Origin of the sequence: Salinisphaera sp. SPP-AMP-43, assembly GCF_049568105.1 — a bacterium.
Lineage (GTDB): Bacteria > Pseudomonadota > Gammaproteobacteria > Nevskiales > Salinisphaeraceae > Salinisphaera.
The window spans coordinates 2,374,394-2,393,419 of the sequence record NZ_CP145335.1 but is presented as its reverse complement, the minus strand read 5'-3'; the positions used below and the strand labels follow the sequence as shown (position 1 = coordinate 2,393,419).

The following is a 19,026-nucleotide window of genomic DNA, read 5'->3' as shown; positions in this document are numbered from 1 at the left end:
ATGTCCCAGACCGAGGTCCAGTTTCATGACCTGCGCGACAGCGCCGAAATTCCCAGCCGTCTGTTTGCGCGCACCGAAGCCGACCTGACGCCGTTTATCGACAAGGTACGGCCGATCATCGAAGCCGTGGGCCGCGACGGCGATGCGGCCTTGATCGACTGCGCTCGGCGCTTTGATGGCGTGACCGTGGACCATTTCGATATCCGTGCCAGCGAGGCCGAGTTCGTAGCAGCCTTCGAAGCCCTGGACGACGACGTGATCGAAGCGATTCGCTTTGCGGCCGACAATATTCGACGCTTCCACGAAACCCAGAAACCACGGGCCATGTGGTGGCAAGAGATGTCGCCCGGCGTAATGGCCGGCGAGCGCCATGTGCCGATCGATGCCGTGGCCTGCTATGTGCCGCGCGGCAAGGGCTCGTTTCCCTCCGTGGTGCTGATGACCGCGATCCCGGCGGTCGTCGCCGGGGTGCCGCGGCCGATCATCATTACGCCGCCGGGTCCGGACGGGCAGGTAGATGCCGCGACCCTGGTCGCGGCCCGCGAGGTCGGCATTGCCGATGTCTATAAATGTGGCGGGGCCCAGGGCGTGGCTGCGGTCGCCTACGGCACCGAGACGGTGCCGCGTTGCGACAAGATCGTCGGCCCGGGCAGCCCCTGGGCGGTCGCTGCCAAGCGCCTGTTGCGCGATAGCATCGATCCGGGGATTCCGGCCGGGCCCAGCGAGTGCGTGATTCTGGCCGATGACAGTGCCGACGGCGCATTGGCGGCCCTGGATCTGACCATCGAATCCGAGCACGGCCCTGATTCCTCAGCCTATCTGGTGACCGATAGCGAACGGGTCGCCCGCGAGGCACGCGAGGCGCTGCCGGGCCACTGGGCGGCGATGGGCGAACAACGGGCCGGCTTTTCTAAGGCTGTGCTCGGCGGTGATCACGGCGGCATCGTGTTGACCCGCGATTTCGAGGCCGCTCTGGCATTCGTCAATGGTTATGGCCCCGAGCATCTAGAGGTGTTGACCCGCGATCCAATGGCGACCTTGAGCCATATCCGGCATGCCGGCGAAGTACTGCTCGGCCCGCGCACGCCAGTCACCATCGGCAACTTCGTGCTCGGCCCGAATGCGGTGTTGCCGACCAACGGCGCAGCCCGAGTGACCTCGCCGCTGTCGGTCGATGACTATATGAAGCGGATGTCGGTCGGCTACGTGTCGGCCGAGGGTTATGCCCATCTGGCCGGCCCGGCCGCGACGCTGGCCCGCTATGAAGGTTTCGATGCCCACGAACGGGCCGTGAGCCACGTTCGCGACGAACTTTTGGCCCAATCCTGCCAGGGAGCGCACTCATGAGCATGCCGGCACTGCGACTGCACGGGGTGGGCGATCTGCGCTACGAACAGGTCGCCGAGCCGGGCGCCCCCGAGGCCGGAATGGTACGGCTGAAGATCCTGGCCGCCGGTATCTGCGGTTCGGATTTGCACAACTATCGCACCGGGCAATGGATCGACGAGCTGCCGGTCACCCCGGGCCATGAGTATTGCGCCGAGGTGGAAGCGGTCGGCGATCACGTTACCGATATCGCGCCGGGCGACCGGGTCGTAGGGGATTCGCGCGTGGTCTGCGGCGCCTGCGACTACTGTGAAAACGGCGAGCCCAATCTGTGTCGCAATCTCGGTTTCGTCGGCGAGGCCTGCGACGGCGCCTTTGCCGTCTATTGTCTGCAGCCGGCCGAGCGGCTGTATCGCGTAGCAGCCGATCTGTCGCCGATGGTCGCCGCGCTGGCCGAACCGTTGGCAGTGGCCCTGCATGTGATCGAACGCCTCGAAGCGCCAGCCGGCGAGCCGATCCTGATCGTCGGCGGCGGCACGATCGGCGCGCTGGTCGCTTTGGTGGCCGATGCCGAGGGTCTGGGTCCGGTATATGTGGCCGAGCGCCAGGCGGGTCGGCGGGCGCTGCTGGAATCGGTGTGCAATGCGGTGCCCGTCACGCTCGACCGCGATGCCCTGGTCATGCAGATCGGCCGCGAGCCGCGGTTCGCGGTCGAGGCTACCGGCTCGCACGGCGGGCTGGCTGGGTTGATGGCCTCGGTGGGCGCCGGGACCCGACTGGCCATGGTCGGCCTATTCCACGGTGCCGGCGAGGTCGACGTGAACGCGATCGTGGAACAGGAGATCGATCTGCTCGGCTGCAGCGCCTTTCGCGAGGAATTGCCCAGGGCCTGCGACCTGTTGCCCGAGTTGGCCCCCAGGCTGGCGCGTCTGATCGATGCCCCGATTGGACTGGCGGCAGCGCCAGCCCGCTACGATGAACTGATCGAGACGGGCCGCGACGCTATCAAGTCGATCGTCTTACCTACGGAGACGGGCCATGAGTGATTGGCTGAACGCGAATTTTTCCCTGGCTGGCCAGACTGCGGCCGTAACCGGTGCCTCGCGCGGCATCGGTCGGGCGCTGGCCGGGGCCTTGGCGGCTGCCGGCGCCCGGGTCGCGCTGCTGGCACGCAACGAGGCCGCGGTGGCCGAAGCGGCAGCCACGATCGAGACAGCGGGCGGCGAGGCGATGGCGCTGCGCTGTGATGTCTCCCAGCCGGACGAGATCGAGGCTGCCTTCGAGCAGATCGGGGCCCGCTGGGGCGGCCTGGATATCCTGGTCAACAACGCCGGAGTCGAACAGCCGGCGGCGAGCCGCAGTGTCGATGAAGTGCTCTGGGACCGGCTGATCGACGTCAATCTCAAGGGGGCGTTTTTCTGTGCCCAGGCGGCGGCCCGGCTGATGGGCCAGAGCGACAGTGATGGCGAACGCAACGCAGTGATCGTCAATCTCTGTTCCCTGACCACCGCGGTCGGCGTGCCGGGCTCGGCCGCCTATGGCGCCGCCAAGACCGGGCTGGCCGGACTGACCCGGGCGCTGTCGACCGAATGGGCCGGGCAGGGCATCCGTGTCAATGCCCTCGGGCCGGGCTATTTTCGCACCGATATGACCGAGGTTTTCTATCAGGATGCCGACTGGCAGGCGCGCATGCAGGCTGCGATCCCGATGGGCCGCTTCGGCGAACTCGATGATCTGGCCGGGCCGCTGGTGTTTCTTTGCTCGCCAGCGGCTCGTTATATGACCGGGCAGGTGTTGTACATCGACGGCGGCTATCTCGCGAGTATCTGATGTCCAAGCTCTCCGATATCGAAACGCCGCCCGGGGATCGGCCGCCTCGGGCCACGACCGCCCGGCGCCTGGTGGCAGCCGGCGAGGTGGCGGCCGCTGAGGCCGAACTGTCGCTGCTGGTCGCCGAGATCACTGGCGTCCCGGTGGTCGAGCTGCGGATCAATGCCGACGCCTATAGCCTGAATTCGTTGAACGGCCTGCTACGGCTGACCGACGGCCGGCGGCTGTTCTTCAAATACCACCAGGAAGAAGGCGAGCAGGCGACGATCGCCGAGTATTACAACGGCCAGCTGTTGGCCGACGCCGGGTTGCCGGTCGATCTGCCACAGCATGCCAGCGGTGCGCCGGGCCGCCAGATCCTGCTTTATGCGGCCCGTGAAGAACAGCGCCTGGCCGATGTCTGCCGAGCGATCGAGGCCGGAGCGGATGGCGCCGAGACCAGCGAGACCGTGGTCGCCGCCCAGGCCGAACTCGATCGCGCTGACTGCCGAGCTGCGCTCGAAACCCTGCTGCCCGCCGAGCCGGCCGCACTGGCAGCCGAGCCGATCCACCAGCTGTTCTATAACCGGCTGGTGTCGAACGAAGCCCGGCCGGGCTTCGGGGGCCGGGTTGGACAATACTATGTCGGCCGCGAATTTCAGCTGGCCGGTACCGCGCTGGGCTGGCAGGAACTCCAGGGAGCGGCCTGGACCATTAACGGCGTGGATTATCGCCATAGCCTGGGCGCGCTGTTCGCCGAAGCGGCCGAGCGCCTGGCGCCGAGCGCGCTGGCCGATCATGGTGCAGCCACCGCGCACGGCGATGCCCATAACGCCAACGTCTGGTATCGGCCGGGCGGCGCGCCGGCGCTGGTGACCTTCGACCCGGCCTTTGCCGGGCACCAGATTCCGGTACTGCTGGCCGGCATCAAGGCGACTTTTCATAATATTTTTGCCCACCCGCTGTGGTTGTACGAGCCGGGCGCGGCCAGCGAGTATTACCAGGCGAGCGTCGAGCGCGACGGCGATCGGCTGGTCGTTGAACATGACTGGCAGCTCACACCGTTACGGGCCGCGTTTCTAGAGTCGAAGATCGAGCATTACTGGCGGCCATTGCTGGCCGAGCTGGATCGGCGTGGCTGGCTGCCGACGGACTGGGCGCGAATCATACGGCTGGCCCTGTTCTGTTGCCCGACCCTGGTGTTGGACCTGCGGGCAGGCGCCGGCAGCCGCCAGCACCCGATCCCATCGACGATCGGCTTCGCGATCTCGATCATGGCCGGCAGCGAACCCGAATCCGGCGCTGATGTGGTCAGCGATTTCATCGCGGCGATCGCGCCATGACCGGCCCGGATATCAATGCGCTGCGCGCGCTCGACGACAACACGCTGGCGGCCCGCCATGCCGCGGCCGCGGCTGAATTCGAGGCCTTGGTTGCCCGCGATCTGAGCATCGATATGGCCCGCGGCAAGCCGGGCCCGGAGCAGTTGGCCGAATCGGCCCGGCTGCTGGAATTACCCGGCGCCGACGATTATCTCGCCGCCGATGGCACCGATTGCCGGACCTATGGCGGCGACGTACGCGGCTTGCCCGAGGCCCGAGCGTTGTTGGCGCCGCTGGTCGGCGCGGCCCCCGAGCAGGTGATGGCCGCCGGCAATTCCAGTATCGCCTTGATGCACGATGCGCTGGTCTATGCGCTGCTGAACGGCCTGCCGGACAGCCCGCGCCCCTGGTCGGCTGAGCCCAGGCTGCGGATACTATGCCCGGTGCCGGGCTACGATTTTCATTTCAATCTGCTGGCCGGCTTCGGCATCGAGATGGTGCCGGTGCCCTTGACCGGGCAAGGCCCGGATATGGCGGTGGTCGAGTCGCGGGTAGCCGAGGACCCGAGCATCAAGGGCCTGATCGGCGTACCGCGCTATAGCAATCCCACCGGTGAGACCTACAGCGACGACAGTGTGGCGCGTCTGGCCGGCATGCCGACAGCCGCACCGGATTTCCGGTTGTTTTGGGACAATGCCTATGCGGTGCATCATCTCGATGACGAGCCGCCGGCATTGGCCAATATCCTCGAGGCCTGCGCCGCGGCCGGTCATCCCGATCGGGCGCTGGTGTTTGGCTCGACTTCGAAAATCACGCTGCCCGGCGCCGGGGTAGCGGCTTTCGCGGCCTCGCCGGCCAATCTGGCGTGGTTCGCAGCTCATGCCGGGCGCCGCTCGATCGGCCCAGACAAGATCAACCAGCTGCGCCATGTGCGGTTTTTTGCCGGTGGCTGGCCGGATATCGAACGCCTGATGGCTCGGCACGCCGCGCATCTGGCGCCGAAATTCGATGCCGTGGATACGGTATTCACGAACCAGCTGGGTGATTCCGGCCTGGCTGCCTGGCAACGCCCCCAGGGCGGTTATTTCATCAGCCTGTATACGCCGCCCGGCTGTGCCGCGGCCGTGGTCGCCCGGGCTGCGCAGGCCGGGGTGACACTCACGCCGGCCGGTTCGGCTTTTCCGCATGGGCAGGACCCCCGGGATCACCATCTGCGGATTGCGCCGACCAGCCTCGCGCCGCTGCACGCCGCCGAGGCGGCCGAGGTCGTGGCCCAGTCGCTGCGGCTGGTTGCCCACGAAGCCGCTTGCGCCGAACGGGATTCGCGCTGCGCAGCCGGCCGTGGTTGTAGAACACAATGACAAGGAAAGCCCCATGAGTGATGCGCCTATCCAAGCCTGGTGCGACGTCCGGTTATTCGACGGTGTGCACGATCACCCGGAGCCGATGGCCGTGATCGTACGTGGCGAACGGATCGATACCGTGGTACCGATGCGCGAGCTCGCAGCCGATGCTTTGGACGGTGCCAAGGTCCTCGGCCGGGGCGGGGTGCTTACGCCGGGGCTGGTGGATTGCCATACCCATCTGGTGTTCGGCGGCCAGCGCGCCGACGAGTTCGAACAACGCCTGGAAGGCGTGAGCTATCAGGATATCGCGGCGGCCGGCGGCGGTATCCTGAGTACGGTTCGGGCCACCCGACAGGCCAGCGAAGCCGAGTTGTTCGAGCGGGCCGCCGCGCGGCTCGAAGCGATGCTGGCCGATGGCGTGACCACGATCGAGATCAAGTCGGGCTATGGCCTGACCGTGGCCGATGAATTGAAGTGTCTGCGCGTGGCCCGCGAACTCGGCGAGCGCTATCCGGTGCGGGTATTCACGACCCTGCTGGGCGCGCATGCGCTACCGCCAGAATATGCCGACGACGCCGACGGCTATATCGACTTGGTCTGTCGCGAGATGATCCCGGCGGCAGTCGAGTCCGGGCTGGCCGATGCGGTCGATGTGTTCTGCGAAAAAATCGCGTTTTCAGTCGCCCAGTGCGAGCGCGTCTACGCTGCGGCGGCCGAACACGGTCTGCCGATCAAGGCCCATGTCGAGCAGCTATCCAATCTGGGCGGCGCAGCAGCTGCGGCACGTCACGGCGCGCTGTCGGTGGATCATATCGAGTATCTGGATAACGAGGGCATCCAGGCGATGGCCGATAACGGCACCACGGCCGTGTTGTTGCCCGGGGCCTTCTATACGCTGCGCGAAACCCAGTGCCCGCCGGTCCAGGCGCTGCGTGATGCCGGGGTGCCGATGGCAGTAGCGACCGACGGCAATCCCGGCACCTCGCCGTTGTTCCAGCCGACGCTGATGCTCAACCAGGCCTGTACGCTGTTCCGGCTGACCCCGAAAGAGGCTTTGTCCGGCATGACCCGCTACGCGGCCCGCGCGCTCGGCCAGTCCGATTTCGGCACCGTGGCAGTCGGCCAGATCGCCGATCTATGTGTCTGGAACATCGAACATCCGGCCGAGCTGGCCTATGCGGTCCAGCCCCAGCGTCTGCGCCAGCGGGTATTGGCGGGTCGGGTGCTGGGCTGATCTCGCCGTGCGCTTGGCCCTGCCAGCCTACGCGGGACCGGGCTGGGGATGGATTGCCATGGTGCAGGGCTGATCGGCGCCTGCACCACACAGGAGCTCAGCTGGAGCGGTTGAAGCGATCGGCCTCGAACCGGCTGCCAAGCCGATAGCGCGATGAGGGGTGCAGAAAACGCACCCAGGTCACGACCTGGCTGCGGCTCCAGGTGCGTCGCATGAGTTCCAGGCAGGGCTCGCTCGCCTCGATGTTCAGGGCAGCAGCCTCGTCCGGAGTCGGTAGCGTGGCATCCACGACGTGCTCGATCTCTTCGGCGGGGATCGAGTTCAGCAGATATACCGACGGCTGCAGGCTGTCGTCGAAATGCTGGTCGGCGAAATCGGGCACGATCGCCGGATTGACCCAGCGATCCTCGTATTGGACCGGCACGCCTTCTTCATAGTGTACGCAACAGACATGGGCCACCGAGCTGCCGGTGGCGATCGATAGCGCGGTGGCGACTTGTAGCGATGCTGGTTCGCGCCCGAGGTGCAGCACTTCGCAGCGATAGCGATGCCCGCGGGCTTCGATCTCGTCGGCGATGTTGGCGATTTTCAACAGATTGGACTGGGCCTTGCGCTGGGCGACGAAGCTGCCGACCCCGCTGATACGCTCGATATAGCCTTCGCCGGTCAGCTCGCGCAGCGCCCGATTGACCGTCATGCGCGACATGCCCAGCGAGCGCACGAGCTGATTCTCCGACGGTATGGCATCCCCCGGCTGCCACTCGCCCGACAGGATGCGGTTTTTCACATGCTGCTTGGCTTGCAGATACAGCGCACGCGGCGGGGCGGATTCTTGCGTCATGGCGAAGGCAGGTTTGGCTTAATCGTCGGCGAACGGTTCGACCATTGTATAGGCCGGGGCCCCGTCTGACACATTCGGCACCGTCAACGAATCTGGCACGTTCGATGCTTGGGTTGTATATACATTTGTCCTCGTCGGCTGCCTATGCTTGTGTCGTACGCGGCCGTCGACGATTCAGCAGGGGAGCCCCTATGAGGCGGTATGCGGGTGTGATGCGTTGGCTGGGTGTATTGGTTTTGGGTGGCTGGATCGGCGTGGCTTCAGCCGCCGATCGGCCGGCCGTCGATCTCGGGATATCGTCGTGGATTGGCTATGGGCCGATCTTCGTGGCCGAGCAAAAAGGGTTTTTCGCCAAGGAAGGGGTCGACGTGACTCTGCACCGGATCGAAAAGGCCGCCAATCGACGCAGTGCGTTGGCCTCGGGAGCGATCGACGGCTTTCCGACCACCCCGGATACTTTTGTATCGACCGCGGCGGCCCATCTGCCGGTAGTGCAGGTCATGGCGCTCGATAATTCGAACGGCGCGGACGGCATCGTAGCCAATAAAGCGATCGATTCGTTCGAGAGCCTGAAGGGCAAGAAGGTCGGTCTAGAGACCGGCGGCGGGGCCAGTTATTTTTGGTTTCTCTACCTGCTGCACCAGCACGGTATGTCGTTGCAGGATATCGATGTCAACGACATGAGCGCCAGGGCAGCCGGCGCGGCCTTCGCCGCCGGCCAGCTCGATGCCGCGGTGACCTGGCAGCCGTGGCTGACCACCGCCGACCAACGCCCGTTCGGCCATACCCTGATCACTAGCAAGGCCACGCCTGGGGTGATCGCCGATACCCTCGGCTTCCGCCGCGACTTCGTCGAGCAGCATCCGCAACGGGTCCAGGCGGTGGTTAACGCGGTGTTCGATGCGATGGCTTATACCCGCGATCATCAGCAGGCGGCCTACGCCATCATGGCCAAGGCGATGGGCCAGACGCCGCAGCAGTTCGCCCAGTCGGCCGAGGGCGTGCGCTGGTACGACCTGGCCATGAACCGAGAGTATTTTGGTGCCCCCAAGCAGCCGGGCCCGCTCTACGAGTTGTGCCGACAGGCAGCGGCCTTGTTTGTCGATGCCGGCGTGATCGATCACAAACCCGAGATCGAGCCGTTGATTTCCGCGCGTTTCGTGCAGGCGGCTGCGCCGTCGATCAAGTGAGGCGGTGGCTTTGTCGGATCGCAAAACGATGACGCAGAATCGTCACCGCAGCCGCTGGATGGCGCCGCTCGGTAGCATGCCGCGGGCTGCCTATATCGGCTTGGCGGTTCTGAGTTTCGTGGTGCTGATCGGGGTCTGGGCCCTGGTGACTCGGGCCGGCTGGGTAAGCCCGCTGTTTCTGCCGTCGCCGACCGAGGTCGTAGCCACCGGCTACCAGCTTTTCACCCAGTTCGGCTTCGCCTGGGACGTGCTGGCCACCGTCTACCGAGTATTTACGGGTTTTGCCTTGGCCGCAGCGATCGCGGTCCCGCTGGGCGTGCTGATGGGTACTTTCCGGCCGATTGAGGCCCTGGTCGAGCCGATGACCTCGTTCATGCGTTATATGCCGGCCTCGGCCTTCATTCCGTTGTTTATCCTGTGGCTCGGCATCGGCGACGTAGAAAAGATCGCGATCATTTTCGCCGGCTGTTTCTTTTCTATGCTGTTGATGATCGCGGTCGAGGCCAGGTCGGTACAGCGCGAGCTGCTGGAGGCGGCTGCCACCCTGGGTAGTTCGCGGCGGTCGCTGCTGTGGCGGGTGGTATTGCCGGCTGCGATGCCGGGCATCTACGACGTGCTGCTGCTGATTCTGGGTTGGGCCTGGACCTATATCATCGTCGCCGAACTGGTGGCCGCTAAAAGCGGTATCGGGCATGTGATCCTGCAATCCCAGCGCATGCTCAATACCGGCAACATCATCTTCGGCATTCTGTTTCTGGGCTTGATCGGGCTGGCATCGGATACGCTGCTCAAGCTGCTCGGCCGCTATCTGTTTTCCTGGCGCTAAGGAGCCGGCGATGTCTTCAACGGTGGACCATGCAACCCAGGCCAAGTTGACGATTAGCGGTCTGAACAAGACGTTCCAGACCCGCCGTGGCCGCCCGGTCCAGGCGCTATCGGATATCGATCTGTCGGTACGGGAGGGCGAGTTTGTCAGCCTGCTCGGGCCGTCCGGCTGCGGCAAGTCGACGCTGCTGCGTATCGTGGCTGGGTTGGATCACGCGACAAGCGGCGAGGTGCTCAAGGATGGTGCGCCGATTGAGGGGCCCGGGGCCGATCGGGGGATGGTGTTCCAGGCGTTTTCGTTGTTCCCCTGGTTAACGGTAGTCCAGAACGTCGAGTTCGGCGCGCGTATGCGAACCTTGAACAGCCGGCGCCGCCGCGAGGCCGCGACCGAGCTGCTGGCCCATTTCGGTCTAGCGCGGTTTGCCGATGCCTATCCGAAAACGCTGTCCGGTGGTATGAAACAGCGTGTGGCGCTGGCCCGGGCGCTGGCCAACGACCCCGAGATGCTGCTCATGGACGAGCCGTTCGGCGCTCTCGATGCCCAGACCCGCTCGGAGATGCAGGAATTCCTGCTCAAGCTCTGGAGCGAAACCCGCAAGACCGTGTTGTTCGTTACCCACGACATCGACGAAGCCCTGTATCTAAGCGATCGGGTGCTGGTGTTGAAAACCCATCCCGGGCGGGTAGCCGAGTGCGTCGATATCGATCTGGCTCGGCCGCGCGACTACGATATCCAGTTCCAGCCGGACTATATCGAATACAAGAAATACGTCACCGAGCGCGTACGGCGAGAAGTCACACTATCGGATCAATGAGCCGGTCGGCGTATTCGGCTATTGATGAAACGCTTTCGGAAAGGCCGGATCGCTCAGCGCCCGACGTTGTAAGCCAAAGGACTCGATCGGATGATCGGTACCGCCGCGAATGGCGAGATCAGCCAGGATGTGGCCGATCAGGCTGGCGAATTTATAGGCATGGCCGGCGCCGACGGCCACCGAAACCCGCGGCTGGTTGGGTAGGCGGTCGATGATGAAGTTCTGGTCTGGGGGCACGGTGTAGAGGCAAGTCTTGGTATAGAGTTCAGGGCCGACAAACCCCGGGATGTAGGTCTCCAGAAACTGACGATAGCGCGCCTGGCGGATTGGATCGGCCTCGAAGTTGCGGGTATCGGCCGTGACTGCGGGTCCGCCCATATGCTGGCCGAGTTTGGTTGCGACTTCGCCGTAGATGGGGAAGCCGTAGTAGTTGTCGGTGCCGTGCCACATGAAGACTGGAAAGCGATCCGGTGAAAAATCGGCGAGATTCGGAGTCGCGTAATAGGTGACCTGTTCCTGGGTGACGGTCAGCGGCAGCTCTGCCCCGAGCAGCGGGGCGAGCAGTGGATTGGTCCAGGCGCCGCCGGCCACGATCACGTGATCGGCGATATAGCGTTGCTCGCCGGCGACCACAGTACAGCCGTCGGCCAGCGGCTCGAGCGCCGTTACCGGGCAGGGCGCGATAATCTCGGCGCCGTGGGCCCGGGCCAGGGCGAGATGGGTGGCGTTGGCCTTGCCGGCATCGACGATGCCCGTATCTTGCTGATACAGCGCGCGTTCGTGGCCTTGCAGCCGAAACTGTGGCCAGCGTTGCATGAGTGCTGCGGCATCGAGCTGTTCATAGTCGAAGCCGAACTGCTCGAATGCTTCGATATAACCGTTGATATTGCGCTTGCCGGTACGGGCCGGGTCGCGGGCGGCTTCGTCCTCGATGATCAGGCCGCCGGTTTTCAGCAACAGCTGCTGCCGGGATTCGGCCTCGACCTGTTCCCAGGCCGTATAAGCCGCTGGGGCCAGAGCAGCATAGGCTTGCTCGTGCTGGGCCAGCCGGATGATGCGCGAGTGATCCTGAGAGCCGCCGCGGCTGTGGCCGAGCTCGAACTGTTCGAGGCCGAGCACTGGCCTGTCGAGCTGGCGGGCTAGCGAGTACAGGGCGGCCGAGCCCAGGCCGCCACAGCCGATTACGATCGCTGCATACCGTGTCGTCATAAGGCCGGGCCTGTGGCGAACCATCGCCGTGGAAAGCATCTGTTGCCAAATTAAGCGTGGTATACGGCCTGGTCCAATATGTTTTCGGCCGGTGATTGATTCGTTTGTGGCACATGCAGCCGTGGTTCGCTCAAAGGCCCTCGCCCCGGCCCTGTTGATGTTTCGCACGAGCACCGGAGAGAGCCCGTCCATCGTGGCCAGCCAACTGCAAGTCGCTGCCTTATGGCGCGTTATGTGCTGAATGCGCACCGCCGCCGGGCGCCCATGTTTTTAATCGGCGGCCTTATCCGAACAGCTAAGCGCACAGCATGTGTCGACACGCCCGCAAGTCGGCGTTGTCCTGCCCTCGCTCGGAGCGGCTATGCGACCGTGGTTATGCCTCGTCTTGCACGCCCCGGCGCAGCCGGGTGGCTTCGGCGGTGAGCGTCTGCTCAAAGTGCTGGAGTAGGGCAGACGGCTCACCTGCCAGCCGAACCATCGCCAGGGTCGTTTCGCTATCGGCGGCCGCCAGGGGCCGATACACCACGCTATCGCGTTGCAGATGACGACTGGACCCCGGCAGTAGGGCGATACCGGCGCCGCCGGCCACGAGCCCGATGATGGTCTGTAGTTGCTTGGCGCGCTGGGCGATCCGGGGGCGGGCGCCGTGGTCTCGGAACAGCGCCTGGATATGGTCGTGAAAGCCGGGGATGTCGGAGCGATGGATAAACACCAGCGGCTGGTCCTTGATATCGTCCATCGCCAATTCCGCGCGTTCGGCCAGCGGGTGGGTCTCGGGCAGGGCGACCACCAGGGCTTCGGTCAGCAGCGGCTGCACATGCAGCCCGGGAGCGTCGATCGGCAGGCGCAGCAGGCCGATCCGGATCGTGCCGTCGTATAGGGCATCGATCTGTTGGCCGCTCGTCAGTTCCTTGAGCGACAGGCTGACGTTCGGATACTGCTGGCCGAAACGCTGCAGGGCTGGCGGCATGATACTCAGGGTCGCCGAACTGATGAAGCCGACCTCCAGGGTGCCGGCCAGGCCGGCAGCGGCATGCTGTGCGTCGACCGCGCTGCGCTCCAGATCTTCGAGTATGCGCCGGATATGGGCTTCGAATACGCGTCCGGCCTCGGTCAGCCCGACCTGCCGGGTATGGCGCTCGAGCAATGCTACCCCGAGCTCGTCTTCCAGCCGTCGGATCTGCATGCTGAGCGGTGGCTGGGTGATATGCATGTTGCGCGCGGCCTGGCCGAAGTGTCGGGTGTCGGCAACCGCGAGAAAATAACGGAGTTGGCGCAGGTCCATGCAGTGCACCGCTCGATAGGAACGACTGGACCAGCCTAGGGCCTGTTGCGGTTTCGTGCGAGCAGCGTGTTGGCGACCGCCCCTCGTGTTCTACAAGGCACGAAGCGCTGCATCGTGGTGTGCCACGCCCCAGGCTCGCAACGCCGCAGGATGCGACGGGCAGTCCAACCTAAAAGGGTCAAGCGCCCAACAATTAACAACACGACGGCAAGCCCGAGTTGTCGCGGCCTCGCGTAGCGCGGCAATGCCTTGCCGCACCAAAGCATTTGGCGCGGACTCGTACGGCATATTAAAACGCCATAGGACCTGTCGCCGTGGCGCGCGAGCCGAGCATGAATTCAAAGGCCGCACGCCGCCGAGAGCGGTTCCGAGCACGGCCGTACGCTGGGCGCAGGTGTGGTATCGCCCCCGGCCAGCCAGCAGGGCCGGTCGGGGCGATCTCCAGTCCACCGACAAAATGCGCTCTGCCCGCCCGTGGGCGGAGAGCAGAGTTCGCTATCGGAGCGGTTACGTTCTGGCAGTGGCGTTGGGCGCTACGAGGGCTTGGGAACCGGGCGGGGCGCCGGGCCGACATATTCGGCGCTCGGCCGGATGATGCGGTTGTCGGCGCGCTGTTCGAAGACATGGGCGGCCCAGCCCGTGAGACGGCTCATGACGAAAATCGGCGTGAACAGCTTGGTCGGTATGCCCATGAAGTGGTAGGCCGAGGCATGAAAGAAATCGGCGTTGGGAAACAGTTTCTTTTCCCGCCACATGACTTCGGCGGCCCGTACCGAAACCGGGTACAGCTTCTGGTCGCCGACGTCGGCCGCGAGTTTTTCCGACCATTCGCGGATGATCTCGTTGCGTGGATCCGAGTCGCGATAGATGGCATGGCCGAACCCCATGATCTTGTCCTTGCGCTCGAGCATGGCCAATAGTTGGTTCTCGGCATCGTCCGGATTTTCGAATTGTTCGATCATCGCCATAGCGGCTTCGTTGGCGCCGCCGTGCAACGGGCCGCGCAGGGTGCCGATGGCCCCGGTGATGCAGCTGAACAAATCGGACAGCGTCGAGGCACAGACCCGGGCGTTGAAGGTCGAGGCATTGAACTCGTGTTCGGCATAGAGAATCAGCGAGACGTTCATCGCCGCGGCGTGCAGATCGCTGGGTTGTTTGCCGTGCAAGAGTTCTAGAAACAGGGCGCCGGTGGTATCGACATCGCTATCGGTAGCGATGCGGATGCCCTCGTGGCTGTAGCGATACCAGTAGCAGATCATGCCCGGGAAAGTCGCCAGCAGGCGATCCGTTTTGTCGTACTGCTGCTCGAAGCTCTCTTCGCCTTCTAGGTTGCCGAGAATGGAGCAGCCGGTGCGAAGCACATCCATCGGGTGAGCATTCGCCGGAATCTTTTCGAGCGTGGTGCGTACGACCTCGGGCAGGCTGCGCAGGTTTTTCAGTTTGGCCTGATAGTCGGAAAGCTCGCGATCGCTGGGCAGCTCGCCCTTGAGCAGTAGATAGGCCACAGCTTCGAACTGGCAGTTCTCGGTCAGATCCTTGATGTCATAGCCCCGGTACGTCAGTCCGGAGCCGTGCTGGCCGACCGTAGACAGGGCCGTACGGCCGGCGATCTGACCACGCAGGCCAGCGGTGTTTTGTGGTTTGTCACCCATTTCGATCTCCTCGGTCTGTCATGTGCGGCGACGTCTATTGGTCGCCGATCTGATTTTCGATATTGCGCCGGGCGCGGCTAATGTGTCGGCGCATAAGTAGCTCGGCCAGTTCGGCATCGCGTTCGGCGATCGCCTCGACGATCTGGCGGTGCTCGGCCAAGGCCTGCTGCGGGCGTTTATGCACGCCGCTGTAGCGATAGCGCGACATGCGCAGCAGGTAATAGATCTCGTTGGTCAGGGTTTCCTGGAGCGCGTGGTTATGGCTGCCCTCGAAAATCCGGTAGTGGAAATCCAGATCCCCCTCGTACTGGAAATAAGCGGTATCCCGCTGGATGTCTTGCTGGCGCTCATGGGTGGCCAGCAGTTCCTGGATGGCCGTGATCTCGTCTTCGCTCATGGCCGTGGCCGCCAGATGCGCGGCCATGCCTTCCAGGGCTTCGCGAACATAGTAAAGCTGCGATAGCGCGGCTGGGTCGAGCGAAGTGACTCGGGTGCCGACATGCGCCGTGCGCTCGAGCAGCTTGCGCGATTCCAGACAGCGAATGACCTCGCGCATCGGCCCCCGACTCACGCCGTAGCGCTCGGCCAGCCGAGTCTCACTGAGCTTGGTTCCCGGCGCGATAGCGCCACAGACAATATCTTCCTGCAGCTGGGCGAGTGCCTTATCGGCCAGCGTGCGGAAGGTATCGGCTCCTTGGGTATCGTCTTCTGTTGCGCCCATTGTAGACAATAGATGTATTTATTGTGCGTAATGCGGAATTCTAGACTGTATCGAACCTGCCAATTGTCGACAATTGGCCAGAAGGCCGAGCGCCTCTATCGATCGATCCAGAAGGTGATGCGATGTCCGAGACCGAGAGCAACCGCCGTAGCCGTTTCCGCCAACGTCTGACCCAGCGTAATGCGTTGCTGATGGCGGGGGCATTCAATGCCATGAGCGCGCGTATCGTCGAAGACACCGGCTTCGAGGCGGTGTATGTCACCGGGGCCGGGGTGACGAACATGGGGTTTGCGTTGCCCGATCTGAGTTTCGTGGGCTTGGCCGAAATGGCCGAGCAAGCCGTTCGGATACGCGATGCAGTCGATTTGCCGATGATGGTTGATGTAGATACCGGCTTTGGTAATCCGATCAACGTACGCCAGACCGTACGCACGATGGAGCGGACTGGGGCGGATGCGCTCCAGATCGAAGACCAGGTACTACCCAAGAAATGCGGGCATTTTTCGGGCAAGCAGGTGATCCCCGCCGAGGAGATGACGAACAAGATCCGGGCGGCCGTCGATGCCCGCCACGACGAGAATCTGCTGGTGGTCGCGCGTACCGATGCAGCGGCCGTGCACGGTATCGAGGCGGCCATCGAACGGGCCCATCGCTATGCCGAGGCCGGTGCCGATCTGTTGTTCATCGAGGCCGTCGAAGACCGCGACACCATCGAGCGTTTGCCGGCGTTGTTCGAGGTGCCGCTGGTGATGAATATCGTGATCGGCGGCAAAACGCCGGTCTCCGACCAGCCAGAGCTCGCGCGGCTGGGCTATGGGATCACGCTGTATGCCAATGCGGCGCTTCAGGGGGCGGTCTGTGGCATGCAGAACGCCCTCGGCGAGCTCAAACGCCGCGGCCGGCTGGATGAAGACCCCAATCTCGTGGCGCCGTTTTCCGAGCGCCAGCGCCTGGTACGCAAGCCGCTGTTTGATGAGCTATCGAGCCGCTACGCCGAGCAAGGCTCGGACTGATCCGGGGCTCGCGCAGGCCTGTCGCCAATCACTTTTTCCATATTCACCGGGAGGACCCATGTCCGCCGATATCCGCTCCGCCAGCCGTGTGCCGTTCGACACCGTCATCACGCGTATCGCCGACTATGTCTGCGACGTGGAAATCGACAGCGCCGAAGCGCTAGAGACCGCGCGTTACTGTCTGATCGACACCTTGGGCTGTGGGCTGCAGGCCCTGAACTATCCGGCCTGCACCAAACTGCTCGGGCCGGTGGTCGAAGGCGCGACCCTGGCCGACGGCGCCCGCGTACCGGGCACGGCCTATGCCCTGGACCCGGTGACCGCGGCCTTCAACATCGGCTGCATGATCCGCTGGCTGGACTTCAACGACACCTGGCTGGCTGCCGAATGGGGCCATCCGTCGGACAACCTCGGCGGCATCCTGGCGGTGGCCGACTACGTCTCGCGGCGCAATATCGCCAAGGGGCATGCCCCGCTGAGCCTGCGCGACGTGCTCATCGCCATGATCAAGGCCCACGAAATCCAGGGCATCCTGGCGCTGGACAACAGCTTCAACCGAGTCGGGCTGGATCACGTGCTGCTGGTGCGGATCGCCACCTGTGCCGTGGTCACCCGCATGCTCGGCGGCAACAAGCAAGAAGTCACTAACGCCGTCAGCCATGCTTTTGTCGACGGCGGGGCGTTGCGCACTTATCGGCATGCGCCGAACACCGGCCCGCGCAAATCCTGGGCTGCCGGAGATGCCACCTCGCGCGGCGTACTGCTGGCGCTGCGCGTACTGCGCGGCGAGATCGGCTACCCCTCGGCGCTGACTGCGCCCACCTGGGGTTTTCAGGACGCTCTCTTTCATGGCCGCGAGATCACCCTCGGCCAGGACTTCGGCAGCACCGTCATGGAACAGGTCTTGTTCAAGATCAGCTTCCCGGCCGAATTCCATGCCCAGACCGCGGTCGAAGCCGCGCTCACCCTGCACCCGCAGGTCGTCGACCGGCTCGAGGCCATCGAGCGCATCGTCATCGAAACCCAGGAATCGGGCGCACGGATCATCGACAAGACCGGCCCGCTGGACAACCCGGCCGACCGCGACCACTGCCTGCAATACATGGTGGCCGTGCCCTTGATCTTCGGCCGGCTGACCGCCGCCGACTACGAAGACGACGTGGCCGCCGACCCACGCATCGACGCCCTGCGCGCCAAGATGAGCGTGGTCGAAAACGAACGCTTTACCGCCGAATACCTGGAAGCCGACAAGCGGGCGATCGGCAATGCTGTCCAGGTGGTTTTCGACGACGGCAGCGCGACCGACAAGATCTCGGTGGATTACCCGATTGGCCATCGCCGGCGCCGCGACGAAGGCATCCCCGAACTGAAGACAAAGTTCGCCGCCAATCTGGCGCTCAAGATCGCGCCCAAGAATGCCGAGCGCATCCACGCGATCGTGGCTGATCAGGCGCGTACCGAGGCCACGTCGGTGCCCGAGTTCACCGATCTGTTCGTGGTGTAGACGCTTGCGCGATGCGCCCCGTGACCCGGATCACCCATGTCGAGACGTAAAGAGCCAAGACTTTCGAAGATCGGGATCGCATGCCACGGCAGTCGTTATCGATGCCGGCCATATGGCCTCGATTCGAGCACTGATCTGAAAGCCAGAGAGTAGCCTTATGCAAGAGCCTTTCAACCTCGAAAACAGCGTGGCGGTCGTGACCGGGGCCGGCGGCGGCCTGGGCAGCAGTTTCGCGCAGATTCTGGCCGAGGCCGGTGCTCGCGTTGCGCTTTGTGGGCGCCGGCGCGAGCCACTGGAACGAACCGCCGAGGCCATACAGGCGGCCGGCGGCCGCTCGGCCGTGGTGCCCCTGGACGTCACGGATGTCGAATCGATACAGGCCGGTTTCGATGCGATCGAGGCTGAGCTTGGCGTGGTCGATATCGCGGTATGCAATGCCGGGGTCGCCCAACCGTCGCTGGCGCTCGATATGAGCGAACAGGATTGGCAAAACACCATCGAGGTCAATCTGAGCGGCTGCTGGCGCATCGCCCAGGAAACCGCGAAGCGCCTCAAGAACGCCGGGCAGGGCGGCGCAATCATTAATGTGAGTTCGATCCTCGGCCATCGGGTTGCCCCCGCGCTGGCGGCGTACGCCGCTTCCAAGGGCGCGCTCGAACAGTTGACCCGATCCCTGGCCCTGGAATGGGCAAGAGAGGGTATTCGGGTCAACGCTTTGGCCCCGGGTTACATCGAAACCGATATGAACCGCGAATTTTTCGAGTCCGAGCCGGGGCAGAAGATGATCAAGCGTATACCGCAGAAACGGCTCGGCCAGCCCGATGAGTTGGCGGTGCCGTTGTTGTTGCTGGCCTCCGATGCTGGCTCATATATGACCGGCTCGACCCTGGTAGTCGACGGCGGTCATCTGCAGTCGTCGCTATGACCAGAGTGA

Annotated in this window: 17 protein-coding genes; 12 read left to right on the top strand and 5 right to left on the bottom strand. The window is 64.2% G+C overall.

Annotated elements, in window-relative coordinates:
• Genes hisD through hutI form a run of 6 tightly spaced genes read left to right on the top strand, consistent with a single transcriptional unit; the run spans position 1 to position 7,037 of the window.
• Positions 1-1,347: a histidinol dehydrogenase gene (gene hisD, locus V5738_RS10145; protein ID WP_423820684.1), complete on the top strand. Its 1,347-nt coding sequence runs from the start codon at positions 1-3 to the stop codon at positions 1,345-1,347.
• Positions 1,344-2,372, top strand: a complete 1,029-nt coding sequence (locus tag V5738_RS10140; protein WP_423820683.1) for a zinc-dependent alcohol dehydrogenase — start codon at positions 1,344-1,346, stop codon at positions 2,370-2,372. The genes hisD and V5738_RS10140 overlap by 4 nt, the downstream gene beginning before the upstream one ends.
• Positions 2,365-3,156 (top strand): SDR family NAD(P)-dependent oxidoreductase, encoded by a 792-nt coding sequence (locus V5738_RS10135; protein WP_423820682.1) that lies wholly within the window; start codon positions 2,365-2,367, stop codon positions 3,154-3,156. Before V5738_RS10140 ends, V5738_RS10135 begins: the two co-directional genes overlap by 8 nt.
• Positions 3,156-4,478 carry a hypothetical protein gene (locus V5738_RS10130; RefSeq protein WP_423820681.1) on the top strand — a complete coding sequence of 441 codons (1,323 nt, stop codon included), beginning with the start codon at positions 3,156-3,158 and terminating at the stop codon, positions 4,476-4,478. The genes V5738_RS10135 and V5738_RS10130 overlap by 1 nt, the downstream gene beginning before the upstream one ends.
• The gene (locus V5738_RS10125; RefSeq protein ID WP_423820680.1) at positions 4,475-5,818 is read left to right on the top strand and encodes an aminotransferase class I/II-fold pyridoxal phosphate-dependent enzyme; all 1,344 of its coding nucleotides are present in this window, start codon (positions 4,475-4,477) and stop codon (positions 5,816-5,818) included. The genes V5738_RS10130 and V5738_RS10125 overlap by 4 nt, the downstream gene beginning before the upstream one ends.
• A 13-nt stretch (positions 5,819-5,831) precedes the next feature.
• Positions 5,832-7,037: an imidazolonepropionase gene (hutI, locus tag V5738_RS10120; protein ID WP_423820679.1), complete on the top strand. Its 1,206-nt coding sequence runs from the start codon at positions 5,832-5,834 to the stop codon at positions 7,035-7,037.
• A gap of 97 nt (positions 7,038-7,134) precedes the next feature.
• Here hutI and hutC read toward each other — a convergent pair whose 3' ends face one another.
• On the bottom strand, positions 7,135-7,878 hold the full coding sequence (gene hutC, locus V5738_RS10115) for a histidine utilization repressor (RefSeq protein ID WP_423820678.1): 744 nt from the start codon (positions 7,876-7,878) through the stop codon (positions 7,135-7,137).
• A 191-nt stretch (positions 7,879-8,069) separates the two neighbouring features.
• Between hutC and V5738_RS10110 the strand changes: the two genes are divergently transcribed.
• Genes V5738_RS10110 through V5738_RS10100 form a run of 3 tightly spaced genes read left to right on the top strand, consistent with a single transcriptional unit; the run spans position 8,070 to position 10,708 of the window.
• The gene (locus V5738_RS10110) at positions 8,070-9,068 is read left to right on the top strand and encodes an ABC transporter substrate-binding protein (RefSeq protein ID WP_423820677.1); all 999 of its coding nucleotides are present in this window, start codon (positions 8,070-8,072) and stop codon (positions 9,066-9,068) included.
• A gap of 28 nt (positions 9,069-9,096) precedes the next feature.
• The gene (locus V5738_RS10105; protein ID WP_423820676.1) at positions 9,097-9,894 is read left to right on the top strand and encodes an ABC transporter permease; all 798 of its coding nucleotides are present in this window, start codon (positions 9,097-9,099) and stop codon (positions 9,892-9,894) included.
• 10 nt (positions 9,895-9,904) lie between these two features.
• Positions 9,905-10,708, top strand: a complete 804-nt coding sequence (locus tag V5738_RS10100) for an ABC transporter ATP-binding protein (protein WP_423820675.1) — start codon at positions 9,905-9,907, stop codon at positions 10,706-10,708.
• Between the two features lie 18 nt (positions 10,709-10,726).
• Here the strand turns inward: V5738_RS10100 and solA are convergent, their stop codons facing one another.
• The 4 genes from solA to V5738_RS10080 form a co-directional block, all read right to left on the bottom strand.
• Positions 10,727-11,917, bottom strand: coding sequence for an N-methyl-L-tryptophan oxidase (gene solA / locus V5738_RS10095; protein WP_423820674.1), 1,191 nt, complete (start codon positions 11,915-11,917; stop codon positions 10,727-10,729).
• 373 nt (positions 11,918-12,290) lie between these two features.
• Entirely contained in the window at positions 12,291-13,202 is a 912-nt protein-coding gene (locus tag V5738_RS10090) for a LysR family transcriptional regulator (protein WP_423820673.1), read from the bottom strand.
• A 533-nt stretch (positions 13,203-13,735) separates the two neighbouring features.
• Entirely contained in the window at positions 13,736-14,854 is a 1,119-nt protein-coding gene (prpC, locus tag V5738_RS10085) for a bifunctional 2-methylcitrate synthase/citrate synthase (protein ID WP_423820672.1), read from the bottom strand.
• Positions 14,855-14,888: 34 nt separating this feature from the next.
• On the bottom strand, positions 14,889-15,575 hold the full coding sequence (locus V5738_RS10080) for a GntR family transcriptional regulator (protein WP_423820671.1): 687 nt from the start codon (positions 15,573-15,575) through the stop codon (positions 14,889-14,891).
• 122 nt (positions 15,576-15,697) lie between these two features.
• On the opposite strand from V5738_RS10080, the gene V5738_RS10075 reads away from it, so the two are divergent.
• The 3 genes from V5738_RS10075 to V5738_RS10065 all read left to right on the top strand — a co-directional run bounded on the left by V5738_RS10075 (position 15,698) and on the right by V5738_RS10065 (position 19,017).
• On the top strand, positions 15,698-16,588 hold the full coding sequence (locus tag V5738_RS10075; protein ID WP_423820670.1) for an isocitrate lyase/PEP mutase family protein: 891 nt from the start codon (positions 15,698-15,700) through the stop codon (positions 16,586-16,588).
• A 58-nt stretch (positions 16,589-16,646) separates the two neighbouring features.
• Entirely contained in the window at positions 16,647-18,092 is a 1,446-nt protein-coding gene (locus V5738_RS10070) for a bifunctional 2-methylcitrate dehydratase/aconitate hydratase (protein ID WP_423820669.1), read from the top strand.
• 157 nt (positions 18,093-18,249) lie between these two features.
• A complete protein-coding gene (locus V5738_RS10065) occupies positions 18,250-19,017 on the top strand; it encodes an SDR family NAD(P)-dependent oxidoreductase (protein ID WP_423820668.1) in 768 nt (255 codons plus the stop codon).
• Positions 19,018-19,026: the final 9 nt, after the last annotated feature.

Excerpts from the sequence above, each read along its gene's own strand:
- V5738_RS10090 (WP_423820673.1), bottom strand. The coding sequence starts at position 13,202 with ATGGACCTGCGCCAACTCCGTTATTTTCTCGCGGTTGCCGACACCCGA.
- V5738_RS10110 (WP_423820677.1), top strand. The coding sequence starts at position 8,070 with ATGAGGCGGTATGCGGGTGTGATGCGTTGGCTGGGTGTATTGGTTTTG.
- V5738_RS10105 (WP_423820676.1), top strand. The coding sequence starts at position 9,097 with ATGACGCAGAATCGTCACCGCAGCCGCTGGATGGCGCCGCTCGGTAGC.
- V5738_RS10080 (WP_423820671.1), bottom strand. The coding sequence starts at position 15,575 with ATGGGCGCAACAGAAGACGATACCCAAGGAGCCGATACCTTCCGCACG.
- V5738_RS10130 (WP_423820681.1), top strand. The coding sequence starts at position 3,156 with ATGTCCAAGCTCTCCGATATCGAAACGCCGCCCGGGGATCGGCCGCCT.
- V5738_RS10135 (WP_423820682.1), top strand. The coding sequence starts at position 2,365 with ATGAGTGATTGGCTGAACGCGAATTTTTCCCTGGCTGGCCAGACTGCG.
- V5738_RS10075 (WP_423820670.1), top strand. The coding sequence starts at position 15,698 with ATGTCCGAGACCGAGAGCAACCGCCGTAGCCGTTTCCGCCAACGTCTG.
- V5738_RS10140 (WP_423820683.1), top strand. The coding sequence starts at position 1,344 with ATGAGCATGCCGGCACTGCGACTGCACGGGGTGGGCGATCTGCGCTAC.
- V5738_RS10070 (WP_423820669.1), top strand. The coding sequence starts at position 16,647 with ATGTCCGCCGATATCCGCTCCGCCAGCCGTGTGCCGTTCGACACCGTC.
- V5738_RS10100 (WP_423820675.1), top strand. The coding sequence starts at position 9,905 with ATGTCTTCAACGGTGGACCATGCAACCCAGGCCAAGTTGACGATTAGC.
- V5738_RS10065 (WP_423820668.1), top strand. The coding sequence starts at position 18,250 with ATGCAAGAGCCTTTCAACCTCGAAAACAGCGTGGCGGTCGTGACCGGG.
- hisD (WP_423820684.1), top strand. The coding sequence starts at position 1 with ATGTCCCAGACCGAGGTCCAGTTTCATGACCTGCGCGACAGCGCCGAA.
- hutI (WP_423820679.1), top strand. The coding sequence starts at position 5,832 with ATGAGTGATGCGCCTATCCAAGCCTGGTGCGACGTCCGGTTATTCGAC.
- prpC (WP_423820672.1), bottom strand. The coding sequence starts at position 14,854 with ATGGGTGACAAACCACAAAACACCGCTGGCCTGCGTGGTCAGATCGCC.
- solA (WP_423820674.1), bottom strand. The coding sequence starts at position 11,917 with ATGACGACACGGTATGCAGCGATCGTAATCGGCTGTGGCGGCCTGGGC.
- hutC (WP_423820678.1), bottom strand. The coding sequence starts at position 7,878 with ATGACGCAAGAATCCGCCCCGCCGCGTGCGCTGTATCTGCAAGCCAAG.
- V5738_RS10125 (WP_423820680.1), top strand. The coding sequence starts at position 4,475 with ATGACCGGCCCGGATATCAATGCGCTGCGCGCGCTCGACGACAACACG.